The organism is Streptomyces sp. NPDC021096, assembly GCF_040641275.1.
Taxonomy (GTDB): Bacteria; Actinomycetota; Actinomycetes; order Streptomycetales; family Streptomycetaceae; genus Streptomyces.
On record NZ_JBFADG010000007.1, the window covers coordinates 66,475 to 80,228 of the forward strand.

The 13,754-nt window shown below is 72.1% G+C and carries 13 protein-coding genes; 4 read left to right on the forward strand and 9 right to left on the reverse strand.

The window, feature by feature from the left end:
• Positions 1 to 10 precede the first annotated feature (10 nt).
• A complete protein-coding gene (locus tag AB0G59_RS13095; RefSeq protein WP_360910968.1) occupies positions 11 to 991 on the reverse strand; it encodes an alpha-ketoacid dehydrogenase subunit beta in 981 nt (326 codons plus the stop codon).
• A 2-nt stretch (positions 992 to 993) separates the two neighbouring features.
• Complete coding sequence (gene pdhA / locus AB0G59_RS13100; RefSeq protein ID WP_360910970.1) at positions 994 to 2,136, reverse strand: pyruvate dehydrogenase (acetyl-transferring) E1 component subunit alpha; 1,143 nt, start codon at positions 2,134 to 2,136, stop codon at positions 994 to 996.
• Positions 2,137 to 2,497: 361 nt separating this feature from the next.
• Between pdhA and AB0G59_RS13105 the strand changes: the two genes are divergently transcribed.
• The 3 genes from AB0G59_RS13105 (at position 2,498) to AB0G59_RS13115 (ending at position 4,796) form a co-directional block, all read left to right on the forward strand.
• A complete protein-coding gene (locus AB0G59_RS13105) occupies positions 2,498 to 3,157 on the forward strand; it encodes a response regulator transcription factor (protein ID WP_360910972.1) in 660 nt (219 codons plus the stop codon).
• Between the two features lie 97 nt (positions 3,158 to 3,254).
• A complete protein-coding gene (locus AB0G59_RS13110; RefSeq protein ID WP_071963709.1) occupies positions 3,255 to 3,707 on the forward strand; it encodes a pyridoxamine 5'-phosphate oxidase family protein in 453 nt (150 codons plus the stop codon).
• Between the two features lie 15 nt (positions 3,708 to 3,722).
• Positions 3,723 to 4,796: a phosphotransferase gene (locus AB0G59_RS13115; protein WP_360910975.1), complete on the forward strand. Its 1,074-nt coding sequence runs from the start codon at positions 3,723 to 3,725 to the stop codon at positions 4,794 to 4,796.
• A 66-nt stretch (positions 4,797 to 4,862) separates the two neighbouring features.
• On the opposite strand, the gene AB0G59_RS13120 is transcribed toward AB0G59_RS13115, so the two are convergent.
• The gene (locus AB0G59_RS13120) at positions 4,863 to 6,473 is read right to left on the reverse strand and encodes a protein kinase (protein WP_360910977.1); all 1,611 of its coding nucleotides are present in this window, start codon (positions 6,471 to 6,473) and stop codon (positions 4,863 to 4,865) included.
• Between the two features lie 319 nt (positions 6,474 to 6,792).
• Between AB0G59_RS13120 and AB0G59_RS13125 the strand changes: the two genes are divergently transcribed.
• The gene (locus tag AB0G59_RS13125; RefSeq protein WP_360910979.1) at positions 6,793 to 8,472 is read left to right on the forward strand and encodes a protein kinase; all 1,680 of its coding nucleotides are present in this window, start codon (positions 6,793 to 6,795) and stop codon (positions 8,470 to 8,472) included.
• Between the two features lie 91 nt (positions 8,473 to 8,563).
• Here AB0G59_RS13125 and AB0G59_RS13130 read toward each other — a convergent pair whose 3' ends face one another.
• The 6 genes from AB0G59_RS13130 to AB0G59_RS13155 form a co-directional block, all read right to left on the reverse strand.
• Positions 8,564 to 9,124, reverse strand: coding sequence for a bacterial proteasome activator family protein (locus tag AB0G59_RS13130; RefSeq protein ID WP_071963705.1), 561 nt, complete (start codon positions 9,122 to 9,124; stop codon positions 8,564 to 8,566).
• 147 nt (positions 9,125 to 9,271) lie between these two features.
• Positions 9,272 to 9,760, reverse strand: a complete 489-nt coding sequence (locus AB0G59_RS13135; protein ID WP_360910981.1) for a hypothetical protein — start codon at positions 9,758 to 9,760, stop codon at positions 9,272 to 9,274.
• Between the two features lie 119 nt (positions 9,761 to 9,879).
• Positions 9,880 to 10,860 carry an NAD(P)H-quinone oxidoreductase gene (locus AB0G59_RS13140; RefSeq protein WP_071963703.1) on the reverse strand — a complete coding sequence of 327 codons (981 nt, stop codon included), beginning with the start codon at positions 10,858 to 10,860 and terminating at the stop codon, positions 9,880 to 9,882.
• 36 nt (positions 10,861 to 10,896) lie between these two features.
• The gene (locus tag AB0G59_RS13145; RefSeq protein ID WP_360910984.1) at positions 10,897 to 11,970 is read right to left on the reverse strand and encodes a potassium channel family protein; all 1,074 of its coding nucleotides are present in this window, start codon (positions 11,968 to 11,970) and stop codon (positions 10,897 to 10,899) included.
• On the reverse strand, positions 11,967 to 12,101 hold the full coding sequence (locus tag AB0G59_RS13150; RefSeq protein WP_360910986.1) for a hypothetical protein: 135 nt from the start codon (positions 12,099 to 12,101) through the stop codon (positions 11,967 to 11,969). The genes AB0G59_RS13145 and AB0G59_RS13150 overlap by 4 nt, the downstream gene beginning before the upstream one ends.
• Positions 12,098 to 13,489 (reverse strand): molybdopterin molybdotransferase MoeA, encoded by a 1,392-nt coding sequence (locus tag AB0G59_RS13155; RefSeq protein ID WP_360910988.1) that lies wholly within the window; start codon positions 13,487 to 13,489, stop codon positions 12,098 to 12,100. The genes AB0G59_RS13150 and AB0G59_RS13155 overlap by 4 nt, the downstream gene beginning before the upstream one ends.
• Positions 13,490 to 13,754 lie beyond the last annotated feature (265 nt).

A 13,754-nucleotide genomic window follows, 5' to 3' on the forward strand; every position in this document is an offset into this window, starting at 1 on the left:
TCCCTGGTCCCTAGTACGCCAGCGCGCGGTCGACGGAGTCGAGCACCCGGTCCAGACCGGGCAGGTACTCGTCCTCCAGCCGGGACGGCGGGTAGGGGGCGTGGTAGCCGCCGACCCGCAGGACCGGAGCCTCCAGGTGGTAGAAGCAGCGCTCGGTGATCCGGGCGGCGATCTCGGCGCCCGAGCCGAAGAAGACGGGCGCCTCGTGGACGACGACCAGGCGGCGGGTCTTCTCCACCGACCGCTGGATCGCGTCGAAGTCGATGGGCGAGACCGAGCGGAGGTCCAGGACCTCCAGCGACTTGCCCTCCTCCGCGGCCGCGGCCGCGGCCTCCAGACAGGTCTTGACCATCGGGCCGTACGCGGCCAGCGTCAGGTCGGTGCCCTCGCGGACGGTGCGGGCGGCGTGCAGCGGCCCCGGGATCGCGGTCGTGTCGACCTCGCCGCGGTCGTGGTAGCGGCGCTTGGGCTCGAAGTAGATGACCGGGTCGTCGCTCTGGATGGCCTGCTGCATCATCCAGTAGGCGTCGGCGGCGTTCGACGGCGAGATCACCTTCAGGCCCGCGACGTGCGCGAACAGCGCCTCCGGGGACTCGCTGTGGTGCTCGACCGCGCCGATGGCGCCGCCGTAGGGGATGCGGATGACGACGGGCAGCTTGATCTTGCCGAGCGCGCGGGCGTGCATCTTGGCCAGCTGCGTGACGATCTGGTCGTAGGCCGGGAAGACGAACCCGTCGAACTGGATCTCCACCACCGGGCGGTAGCCGCGCAGCGCCAGGCCGATGGCGGTGCCGACGATGCCGGACTCCGCGAGCGGGGTGTCGATGACCCGCTCCTCGCCGAAGTCCTTCTGCAGGCCGTCGGTGACGCGGAAGACGCCGCCGAGCTTGCCGACGTCCTCACCCATGACGAGGACCTTGGGGTCGGTCTCCAGGGCGGTGCGCAGGGAGGCGTTGATCGCCTTGGCGATCGTGAGCTTCTCGGTGCTCATGGTCAGTTGGTCTCCTCTGCGAACGAAGCCTGGTACGCCACGAACTGCGCGCGCTCCTCGTCGACGAGCGCGTGGCCGTCGGCGTAGGTGTGCTCGAACATCGCCATGTCGTCGGGGTCGGGCATGGTGCGCACGGTGTCCCGTACCCGCTTGGCGAGCGCGTCGCTCTCCTTCTCCAGGGCGGCGAAGAACTCCTCGTCCGCCAGGCCCTGCTTCTCCAGGTAGGCGCGCAGGCGCAGGATCGGGTCCTTGGCCTCCCACAGCTCCCGCTCCTCGTCCAGGCGGTAGCGCGTGGGGTCGTCGGAGGTGGTGTGGGCGCCCATGCGGTAGGTGAACGCCTCGACCAGCATCGGGCCCTCGCCGGTGCGGGCGCGCTCCAGCGCGGCCCTCGTCACGGCCAGCACGGCCAGCACGTCGTTGCCGTCGACCCGCACGCCGGGGAAGCCGTAGCCCTGGGCGCGCTGGTAGAGCGGGACGCGGGTCTGGCGCTCGGTGGGCTCGGAGATCGCCCACTGGTTGTTCTGGCAGAAGAAGACGACCGGCGCGTTGTAGACGGCCGCGAAGGTGAACGCCTCGGCCACGTCGCCCTGGCTGGAGGCGCCGTCGCCGAAGTAGGCGATGACGGCGGAGTCGGCGCCGTCCTTGGCGATTCCCATGGCGTAGCCGGTCGCGTGCAGCGCCTGCGAGCCGATGACGATCGTGTAGAGGTGGAAGTTGTTCTCGTTGGGATCCCAGCCGCCGTGGTTGACGCCGCGGAACATGCCCAGCAGGTTCGTCGGGTCGACCCCGCGGCACCAGGCCACGCCGTGCTCGCGGTAGGTCGGGAAGACGTAGTCGTCGTCGCGCGTCGCGCGGCCGGAGCCGATCTGCGCGGCCTCCTGGCCCAGCAGGGAGGCCCACAGGCCCAGCTCTCCCTGGCGCTGCAGCGTCGTCGCCTCGCCGTCGAAGCGGCGGGTCAGGACCATGTCCCGGTACAGCCCCCGCAGTTCCTCGGGCGACAGGTCGATGGAGTAGTCGGGGTGCTCGACCCGCTCGCCTTCCGGCGTCAGCAGCTGTACGAGTTCGGGCTCACCGGCTGCCTTCTTGGCGCCGGCCCGCTTGCTGCTGCGCCGCGGCTTGCGCGCGGCAGTGCTGTCCACGGTCACGTGTGCTCCTCCGTCTGTCCGGCCCCCGGGGTCGCCGGCGGCCAGAGGGGTTCCCTCCGCCGTGAGGCGCAGAGAGGCTCGCTCGATCCCCGACGGCACACGGGGTGGGTGTGCCGAGGCCGGAACCGGGCGTGACAGGTGCCCCGGCGAATGGCCTGCAATATGCACGTTACCCAGTGGGCGGCATTCCTGCGAAACCCCGCCTGACCTGCGATTTTGCTTGGATTTCCAAGTAAATCTGGAAAGCTCGGCCAATGCGGGGTGCCAATCCACTGGTCAGCGCCTTGCGGGCCGCCGGAACGGGGGCACGTTATCCCGGAGGACAAGAGCAGGGGAAGACTTGATGTGTGAAACTGGCACCGTGCCCGAGCAACGAAAAATCACGGTATTTCTGCTTGACGACCATGAAGTCGTACGGCGCGGCGTCCACGAGATGCTCTCGGTCGAGGAGGACATCGAGGTGGTCGGCGAGGCCGGCACCGCCGCGGACGCGCTCGTGCGCATTCTTGCCACCCGTCCGGACGTGGCCGTACTGGACGTCCGGCTTCCGGATGGCAGCGGAGTCGAAGTATGCCGTGAGATCCGTTCGCAGGACGAAAACATCAAATGCCTGATGCTCACCTCCTACGCCGACGACGAAGCACTGTTCGACGCCATCATGGCGGGTGCGGCCGGGTATGTCCTCAAGGCCATTCGCGGCAATGAGCTGCTCTCGGCCGTACGGGACGTGGCGGCCGGCAAATCACTGCTGGATCCCGTGGCGACCGCCCGGGTGCTGGAACGGCTGCGCGACGGCAAGGACCCCAAGGGCGACGGCAGACTCGCCTCCCTCACCGACCAGGAGCGCCGCATTCTCGACCTGATCGGCGAGGGGCTGACCAACCGCGCCATCGGCGAGCGGCTGCACCTCGCCGAGAAGACCATCAAGAACTACGTCTCCAGCCTGCTCTCCAAGCTGGGCATGGAGCGCCGCTCCCAGGCCGCCGCCTACGTCGCCCGTATGCAGGCCGAGAAGCGCTGAAGGGGCTGCTGAAGGAACCGCTGAAGGGACTTACGTCCCGCCCATCAGGGGCGGGTGCCCCTACGGCGGCGCACGGCCGCAGTGCAAAGTGGTGCCCATGCCAACTGCGCAGCACGACGAATTCCGGGCACTGGAACTGCTCGCCGGTACGCCCTACGGAAGGGTGTCCGTCAGCATGCGCGCCCTCCCCTTCGTCACCGTGGCCCGGCACATCGTCGTCGACGGCCCCGCAGGCTCCCCCGCGCGCGTCCTGCTCCGGCTGCACGGCGGCTTCGGCTACGCCCAGGCCTGCGACGGCAGCGTGGTGGCCTACGGCGCCGACAACCTCGCCGACCGGCGCGAGGGCGAGGAGTCGGTGTGGACCGTGCAATTCGTCGGCACGGCCCGTATCTTCCGTCCGGGCCCCGAAGAACTCGAGCTCTTCGGCCGCCCCCCGCACTCCGCGGACGACGCGCCCTTCATCCCCGAATACCTGTGCATAGAACCTCAGTTCATCACCTTGCACCACCTCGAAGGCGTACCCGCGCGACGAGCCGCACACTCTGCGTGAATTAACATTTGGGACGTGCCGCGCTCACTTGTCACCGATGCCCCACCCGACACCGGACCTGACATCGGCACCCTGCGCACACTGTTGAGCCGCTACGACCGCGCCGGCGAACCCGTCTCCTGCGAAACGCTGACCGAGGGGCTCCTCAACCGCGGCTACCGCCTCTCCACCACCCGCGGCCGCTTCTTCCTCAAGCACCACCTCGACGGCGACCACGACGCCATCGCGCGCCAGCACGACGTCACCCGCCGCCTGGGCGCCCTGGGCCTGCCGGTGGCCCCGCCCGTGCCCACCTCCGAGGGCGGCACCGTCACCGTCCTGGGGGGCCGCTGCTACGCCCTCCACCCCTGGATCGAGGGCCGCCACCGCGACGGCGGCGAGCTCACCGTGGCCCAGTCCCGCTGCCTGGGCAGGCTGCTGGGCCATGTGCACACCTGCCTGCAGGAGGTCATGGAGGGCCCCGAGGGGCCCGCTGAGGGCCCCGGAGCGCCCTCGGACACCGCGGCCCGCCCCGAGGACACCTTCGCCCTCATCGAGGAGCTCCTGGAGCTGGTGCGCGGTGGCGGCGGGAGCGAGGGGAACCGGCCCCGCGACTCCTTCGACGAGCTGGCGGAACACCGCCTCGTCGAGCGCCGGGCCCTGCTGGAGCGCCACGCCCACCGCCGCCCGCCCGCGGCCGCCACCCCCGCCCGGGGCTGGGTGCACGGCGACTTCCACCCGCTCAACCTGCTCTACCGGGGCGGCGAGCCGGCGGCGATCGTCGACTGGGACCGCCTGGGCGTCCAGCCCCGCGCCGAGGAGGCCGTACGGGCCGCCGTGATCTTCTTCCTGCGGCCCGACGGCACGCTGGACCTGGCGAAGATACGGCCGTACGCCCGCGCCTACCGCGGTGCGGCGGGGGCGGACGAGGCGGAGCTGGCGGCCGCAGTGCACCGGGTGTGGTGGGAGCGGCTCAACGACTTCTGGATGCTGCGCTGGCGCTACCAGCTGGGCGACCACCGCGCCGATCCCGGCTTCCCGGCGTCGGCGGCGCTGGCGGTGTGGTGGACGGGCGCGTACGAGTCCGTGCGCGACGCGTTCACCGACTGAGACCGGGCGGGTCCGCCAACGGAGACCGGGCCGGGCGGGAGTGGTCCCGCCCGGCCCGGTGCCGGTTCAGCCTGTCGTGCCCTGCACGGTGGTGCCGCCGGGGCCCGTGCCGGGGGTCGGCGGGTTCTGGGTCGGGTTCTTCCCGTCGTCCGTCGGGCCCGTGGTCGGCTGCTGGTTCGTCGGCTGGGGCGGCGTCGGCTGACCCGTGGCGCCCTGGCTCGGCTGGTGGGACGGACGCTTGGTGTAGTCGTCGGACGGCTCGCGCGGCCGCTCGGGCGCGGTGTAGTCGTCGTCGTCGCTGTCCGAGGTGGGGTTCTGCCCCGTCACGGGGCCCGTGTGCTTGGACGGGCTCTTGCTGGTGCTGGGGCTGGGGGTCTTGGGACCGGTGGACTGCTTGTCCGTGGTCTTGTTGTGCTGAGTGCCGCTGCTGGTGTTGCCCAGCTTGAGCGCGACCACGACGCCCACCGTCGCGACGATCACCGCCAGCACGGCGAACAGCGCCATCCGGCCCTTGCCGCCGCCCGCGCCACGGCCGCCACGGCCACCGCGACCGCCGTTGTAGCCGTCGAAGCCGCCGTCGTCCCCGCCGCCGCGGCGGGGCATGATCGGCTGCTGCGAGGTGTCGCCGTGCTGCGGGTGCGGCATGGCAGTGGTGGCGCCCAGGCCCGGGCCCATGCCGCCGAGCACCTGGGTGGCCGCCCCGGCGTGGTCGATCGGGCCGGTGTTCCACACGCCCGTGTGGCTGCCGGCGTCGTGCAGCATCTGCAGCGCGTACTGGACCAGCCCGCGCATTTCCTCCGCGCTCTGGAACCGGTCGTCCGGGTCCTTGGCGAGGGAGCGCATGACGAGCCCGTCCAGCTCCGGCGGCACCGTCTCCAGCACCTGGGACGGCGCCACGGGCGTGTCCTGGACGTGCTGGTAGACCACCGACAGCGGGGTCTCACCGGTGAACGGGGGACGCAGCGCCAGCAGTTCGTACAGCAGGCAGCCGGTCGCGTAGAGGTCCGAGCGGGCGTCGACGGTCTTGCCGAGGGCCTGCTCGGGGGAGAGGTACTGCGGGGTGCCCATGACCATGCCGGTCTGGGTCATCGTGGACGCCGCGCCGTGCAGGGCACGGGCGATGCCGAAGTCCATGACCTTGACCGCGCCCGTGTTCGTGATGATCACGTTGGCGGGCTTGATGTCACGGTGCACGATGCCGTGCTGGTGGCTGTAGGCCAGCGCCTCCAGCACGCCCGAGACGATGATCAGCGCCTGCTCCGGCGGCGGGGCCTCGGCGTTGAGCAGCAGGTCGCGGATGGTGCGGCCTTCGACCAGCTCCATGACGATGTACGGCACGACGTTGCGGCCGACGACGTCCTCGCCCGAGTCGTAGACGGCGACCACGGCGTGGTGGTTCAGGCCGGCGACCGACTGTGCCTCGCGGGTGAAACGGGCCTTGGAGACCGGGTCCTCGGCGAGGTCGGCGCGCAGCAGCTTGACCGCGACCGTACGGCCGAGGCGCACGTCCTCCGCCGCGAAGACCTCGGCCATGCCGCCTCGGCCCAGTCGGTGGGTCAGGCGGTAGCGGCCGTCCCCGACCAGCCCGCGGTTACCCCACATTTCAGGCACATCGGGCATTCCGCCCCCGTTGGCGTCAGGGTCGGATGGACCCTGGGCGCTCGCAGTCTGTGCCATCAGTCCTCGCCGTCGTATCTGGTCCGCTTCGCGTGAGAGGCGAATCGCGCGGGAAACCCGCCGAAACAGCCTTCCGCTAGGGCACGCTACAGGCTTTGCACCGTGCGCCGGTCCGGGATGGACCGGCTATCAAACCCGTACCGGTACGAGCAAGGCAAATCCCGTGACGGCTTGTCGCGCATCCGGTCACGGAACGGGCACGCGGCTTGACGTGCCCGTTGCCTCGGGCAGACTTGGCCGGGATAGATCGAAGAACAGCCGGATCGGGCCTGTGGCCGGGTCGCCACACCAGGCAGTGCGCCGAGGGGGAAGTAACACCATGAGCCAGGACGGCGCGCGGGGCCGCTACACGGGGCGAGCGGTGGGCGGCGGCCGCTACCAGCTGCGCGACCTGCTCGGCGAGGGCGGCATGGCGTCCGTGCACCTGGCCTACGACTCGGTCCTCGACCGCCATGTGGCGATCAAGACCCTGCACACCGAGCTGGGCCGCGAGGCCTCCTTCCGCGAGCGCTTCCGCCGCGAGGCCCAGTCGGTGGCGAAGCTCACGCACACCAACATCGTCTCGGTGTTCGACACGGGCGAGGACGACCTCGACGGATCGACGATGCCGTACATCGTCATGGAGTACGTCGAGGGCCAGCCGCTGCGCTCCGTGCTCGACGCGGACGTCGCCCAGTACGGCGCGATGCCCACCGAGAAGGCGCTCAAGATCACAGCCGATGTGCTGGCGGCGCTCGAGGTCAGCCACGAGATGGGGCTGGTCCACCGCGACATCAAGCCCGGCAACGTGATGATGACCAAGCGCAACGTGGTCAAGGTGATGGACTTCGGCATCGCCCGCGCCATGCAGTCCGGCGTCACCTCGATGACCCAGACCGGCATGGTCGTCGGCACCCCGCAGTACCTCTCCCCCGAGCAGGCGCTCGGCCGCGGCGTCGACGCCCGCTCGGACCTCTACTCGGTCGGCATCATGCTCTTCGAGCTGCTGACCGGGCGGCTGCCCTTCGACGCGGACTCGCCGCTGGCCATCGCCTACGCGCACGTCCAGGAGGAGCCGGTCGCGCCCTCGACGATCAACCGGTCGATCCCGCCGGCCGTCGACGCGCTGGTCGCCCGCGCCCTGAAGAAGAACCCGAACGAGCGCTTCCCGAGCGCCGAGGCCATGCGCGACGAGTGCGCCCGGGTGGCCGGCACGGCCCAGGCCGCGCCCTCGCCGATCATCATCGCGGGCGGCCCGCCGGCCCGCAGCGGCGCGGGCGTCGGCTCCGCCGTCTTCCCGCCCGTCGACGGCCAGACCCCCGCCCCGGGCCCGCAGAGCGTCCAGACGCCCTACCAGAACCCCTACAACGGCGGCTACGCCCAGACGCCGCCCCCGCCCGGCCCCCAGGGCTACCAGACGCCCCCTCCGGCCTACCAGGCCGGCGGCACCCCGACGGCGCCGTACCCGGCCGCGTCCGGGCCCGTGGGCGGCTCCGGCGGGGCGGGCGGCTCCTCGGGCAAGAGCAACAAGCCGGTCATCATCGGCTCGGGCGTCGTCGCGGTGCTCGCGGTCATCGGCGTCATCGCGGCCATCGCGCTGAACGGCAGCGGGTCGAAGGACGAGGCGAACGACAAGCCGTCGCCGAACCCGTCCGCAGTCACCCCGGGCGGCGGCGGCAGCGTCACCGGGGGCGCCACGGGCGGCGGCACCGGCGGCACGCAGGCGAAGGTCAAGGAAGGCGACAAGTCCAAGACCGTCGAGCGCGAGAAGTGCACGAAGGCCTACGACAACTACCGGGACAAGTCGAAGAAGAGCGCGCCGGACTTCAAGTACATCTACATCGACTCGGTGAAGGAGTGCCTGCAGGCCGCGGGCTGGAAGTACCGGGTGGACGTGGTGAACGAGAACACCTGGGGCAAGGGCACCGTGATGACGCAGATGCCCGATACGGGTGACCCGTTCGACCCGAAGAACGGCGAGTTCGTGCTGACGGTGTCGACGGGCGAGTCGGCTTCGTAGCTTCATTTCGTAGCTTCACATGAGAAAGGCCGGTTGTCGCAGTCGACAACCGGCCTTCTTCATATGACGTATGACGTACGGGCGGTACGGCTTACAGATAGGGGCCCGAGCGGGCGCCGCCGTGCTGCTGGCCGTCGTGCTCGTCGTCGCCCATCACGCCGGCGGGCAGCGCCCGGCGCATCTGCTCCAACTGGGCCCGGGCGGCCATCTGCTGGGCGAACAGCGCGGTCTGGATGCCGTGGAAGAGCCCTTCCAGCCAGCCGACCAACTGTGCCTGCGCGATGCGCAGTTCGGCCTCGGTGGGGATCGTCTCGTCGGTGAAGGGCAGGGAGAGGCGCTCCAGCTCCTCCACCAGCTCGGGGGCGAGACCGTCCTCCAGCTCCTTGACCGAGCTGTGGTGGATCTCCTTGAGCCGGACCCTGCTCGCCTCGTCCAGAGGCGCGGCGCGCACTTCCTCGAGCAGCTGCTTGATCATGCTGCCGATGCGCATGACCTTGGCGGGCTGTTCCACCATCTCCGTCACCGGGACCTCGCGCGGCTCGTCGTCGCCCGCCCCGCCGCCGGGGCTGGCGCTGCCGAGAGCCATGCCGTCCGGGCCTACGACCAGGACGTGCGGGCTCTCCTGCGACCGTTCATTCCTCGGCATATCCATGCCGCCATTCTCTCGCACATGTGATTTCCCCCTGTTGATGCCCCCGTACACGCCTGATCCACCGCGGGGGCGCGCAGGGGCGCACACGATTTCCGGGCGTACGCCTGCGGGAGGGGGCCGGTCTCCGTGGCGACGGGGGCGGCGGGGCTAGCGGCGGCGCAGGCGGAGGGCGAGGAATCCCAGGCCCAGGCCCGTCAGGGCCATCCCGGTGCCCAGGGGGAGCACCCGCATCACCCGGTCCGCGGGTTCCGCGCTGCGCGCGTGGCCGCGGGCGCGGGCCGCACCGCCCGGTAGGTGCGAGGGCGCCTGCGTGGCCTGGACGACCGGTCCCGCGCCGTCGCCGGCCTCCGCCGCCCCGGGCGAGGGCCGCGGCCTGGACCGCGGCGGCTCGGCCGGCGGCGACTCCGGCCGGCCGGGGTGCCGGCGCCCTTCGCCCGCCACCGTCCCGGCCAGCTGCCCGGCGCCGGGGGACGGCGGCGAGGAGGGGAAGACCGTGGTCGCCGTCGTGGCCGACACAGGCACCGACGGCGCCGGAGCAGTCGGCTCCGGCTCCTCGGCCCACGCCGGCCACGGGGCTATGAGCACCGCCGACAACGCCAGCCCGAGCAGCGTCACCGTCCGCGATCCGTTGCGCATGTCGCCACCCTCCGCAAGAGTCACCCCCCTACGGACAACCCCAACCCTCACACGCCCTCTGCCACGGGGCGCGCTGAGCGGCCGGTCGGGTGACGGGGGCCGGGGCGGCGGGGCGGCGATCAGCCGGTGGTCAGGAGGACCTTGCCGACGTGCGCGCTGTCCTCCACGACGCGGTGCGCGGTCGCCGCGTCCCGCATCGGCAGGGTGCGGTCCACGACCGCCCGTACCCGTCCGCCGGCGATCAGCGGCCAGACGTGTTCGCGCACGGCGGCGACGATGGCCGCCTTCTCGGCGAGGGGCCGCCCGCGCAGCGACGTCGCCGTGACCGCGGCACGCTTGGCGAGCAGCTTGCCGAGGTCGAGTTCACCCTTACGGCCGCCCTGCAGGCCGATGACGGCCAGCCGGCCGTTGACGGCGAGGGCCTCGATGTTCCGCGCCAGGTACTTCGCACCGATGATGTCGAGGATGACGTCCGCGCCGACGCCACCCGTCACCTTGTGCAGTTCCTCGACGAAGTCCTGCTCGCGGTAGTCGATGAGGATGTCCGCGCCCAGCTCGCGGCAGCGCTCCAGCTTGTCCGTACCGCCCGCCGTCACCGCCACGCGCGCGCCGACCGCCTTCGCGAGCTGCACGGCCATGGTGCCGATGCCGCTGCCGCCGCCGTGCACGAGGAACGTCTCGCCGGCATTCAGGTGGGCGATCATGAACACGTTCGACCAGACGGTGGCCGTGACCTCGGGCAGCGCGGCCGCCGAGACGATGTCCAGGCCGTCGGGTACGGGCAGCAACTGCCCGACCGGGACGCAGACTTTCTCCGCGTAGCCGCCGCCCGCCAGCAGCGCGCACACCTCGTCGCCGACGGCCCAGCCGCTCACGCCGGGGCCGAGCGCCCCGATGCGGCCGGAGACCTCCAGCCCGGGGTAGGGGGAGGCGCCGGGCGGCGGGTCGTAGAAGCCCTGCCGCTGCAGCAGGTCGGCGCGGTTGACGCCACTGGCCACGACCTCGACCAGGACCTCTCCCTCACCGGGCACGGGATCGGGGACCTCGTCCCAGACCAGTGCCTCGGGTCCGCCGGGTACGGGAATGGTGATCGCATACATGCCGCGAGGCTACTCCCGTGCGTACGAGCGCGCGTGCTAATCCTCGGCGCCCGTCGGGCGCGCCCGCACGATCGTGATCAGGCGGTCCGTGGCTTTGAGCGGGCTCGCCTCCGGATCGTCGTACCCGAGCAGCCGGTGGCCGCGCAGCACGGACACGATCAGGTCGTCCGTGTCGCGCACGCCGCGCCCCACCTCCGCCTTGACCACGGGCCGTTCGACGATGTCGAGGCCGCTGCCCTGCTGGATGAGGTCCTCCATGACCGTGCCGGCACTGGGGCTGAGCACCGACAGACCCAGCAGCCTGCCCGCCGCGCTCGCGCTCGTGATGACGGCGTCCGCGCCGGACTGTCGCAGCAGCGGGGCGTTCTCCTCCTCCCGCACCGCCGCGATGATCTTCGCGGAGCGGTTGAGCTGACGGGCGGTGAGGGTGACGAGCACGGCGGTGTCGTCGCGCTGGGTGGCGACGATGATCTGACGGGCCTTCTGGACCTCGGCGCGCAACAGGACATCACTGCGGGTGGCGTCGCCGATGACGCCCGCGTAGCCGTGCGCGGTGGCCGACTCGACGACCTTGGGATTGGGGTCGACGACGACGACCTTCTCCTTCTCGCGCGGATTGCCGGACGCCGCGCAGAGGGTCTGCGCGGCCGACCGGCCCTTGGTGCCGAAGCCGACGACGACGGTGTGCTCGCGCAAGGCGGACCTCCAACGGGTCAGACGCCATTGCTCGCGGGTGCGCTCGGTGAGGACCTCGAGGGTGGTGCCGACCAGGATGATCAGGAAGAGGACACGGAGGGGCGTCACGAGCAGCACATTGGTCAGGCGGGCGCTGTCGCTGTACGGGACGATGTCGCCGTATCCGGTGGTGGAAAGGGTGACGGTGGAGTAGTAGACGGCGTCGAGGAAGTCGACGCTGCCGTCGGCGTTGTCGTGGTAGCCGCTGCGGTCCACGTAGACGATGAAGACCGTGGCGACCATGATGAGCAGCGCCATGAGGATCCGCCGGCCGACCTGGCGTATCGGCGCCACGCTGTAGCGGGGCAACAGAACCCGGAAGTCGGCCTCGTGCTGCGCCTCGCGGGCGGCGGCGTCGTGGCTGGGCAGAATCACCGGGTGCCTTTCGGGGGGTTGTGCTGGGGGCACGGCGGGTGGGGCTGCTTGATCTTGGCGGTGCGGCGGGGGTCGGCGGTGTCGGGGGCAGCGGTGGTGCGGGCTGCCGCGTTGCGGGCGGGCGGGGTCACCGGGTGCCTCCCGGGAAGCCCTCCTGCGCCGCCCACGGCAGGCACAGCAGCTCGACCTCGCGGCCCCGGCCCGTGCCGCCGGGCGGGACGACGGCCAGGGCGTCGGCGGCCGCGAGGCCGCGCAGCATGGCGGGCCCGTGGAAGCGGAGCGGCCGGACCCGGCCGGCACCCTCGCGGGCGACGGGGATCAGCCGGGTGTCGGTGGGGTGACCGGGCGCGTCCTCGCCGAGCACGGCGCGGTACGGCTCGGGCGCCGCACGGCCCGACAGCGCCCGCAGCAGGGGCTCGGCGAGCGTGAGGAGGCCGGCGACGGCGGCCAGCGGATTGCCGGGGAGACCGACCAGGTGCCGGCCGGGTGTGAGGCGGGCGAGCAGCATCGGATGCCCCGGGCGGACGGCGACGCCGTCGACCAGCAGCTCTGCGCCGAGGTGGCGCAGGGTGGGGTGCACATGGTCGACCGGCCCCCCGGCAGTGCCGCCGGTGGTGAGCACCAGATCCGCGTCGGAGGCCTCCAGGGCGGCCCGCAGCGCGGTCGCGTCGTCCCCCAGCCGGCGGATGCCGCCCACCTCGGCCCCGAGCGCCCGCAGCCACGGCCCGAGCATGGGCCCGAGGGCGTCCCGGATCCGCCCGTCGTGCGGCAGCCCCTCCCGCAGCAGCTCGTCGCCGAGCACGAGCACCTCGGCCCGGGGCCGGGGCGTGACCTTCAGCTGGTCGTACCCGGTGGCGGCGGCCAGCCCGAGCACGGCGGGCGTGACGAACGTCCCGGCGGCCAGCAGCCCGTCGCCGGACTGACACTCCTGGCCCCGGGGCCGGATGTCCTGCCCCTGCGTCAGGTGCCGGCTCGCATACAACTCGCCCTGGGGGCGCACCGTGCCGTGCTCGCTGCGCAGGACGGCCGTGGCACCGGGCGGTACGCGCGCACCGGTGGCGATGCGCACGGCCTCGCCGTCGTGCAGCGGCGCGACATCGGGACAGCCGGCGAGGATGCCGGTGTCGTCCCCTTCCGGCAACCGCCAGGGCCCGGGCCCCGCGACGGCCCACCCGTCCATGGCGGAGGTGTCGAACGACGGCAGATCGGTCAGCGCGGTCAACCGCCCGGCGAGCGTATGCCCGAGCGCCTCGTCGAGCGCCCGCGTACGGGGCGCGAGCGGCTCGGCGGCACGGGCGGCGATGACGCGGGCGGTGGGCCAGGGGGTGGGCCAGGGGGTGGGGGCGTGGGCGTGGTCGGTGGGACCGGTGGGGCATGAGCCGCCGGGGACGTCCGGGGCATCCGTCGGTTCGGGGTCGGCAGAACGTTCCGAGCCGTCGCCCACGGAGCCGAGGGGGGCATCCGCCCGCCCGGCACCGGCAGCGCCGTCGCCGGTGGCAGGCTCATGCGACGAGCCCATGGGTTCGAGGCCCGGGGTCCGGGGCGGAGCCCCGGTTCCGGGAAGGGGCGGGATCGGGGAAACCTCCCCCTCCCCCCGCCGCATCGTGTCGAAGAACCGCACCCCCGCGAACGGCACATCCAGCTCACCAGCCGAATCAGCCGCCCTCGCCCCCTCTCCGGACTCCTCGAACGGATCCCGAGCGAAGTCGAACGAGAAGTACCCGCGCCCGGCAACCGCCGCAGGCGGCCCGGAAACAACCGGAGCCTCACTCTCGGAGCGGCCC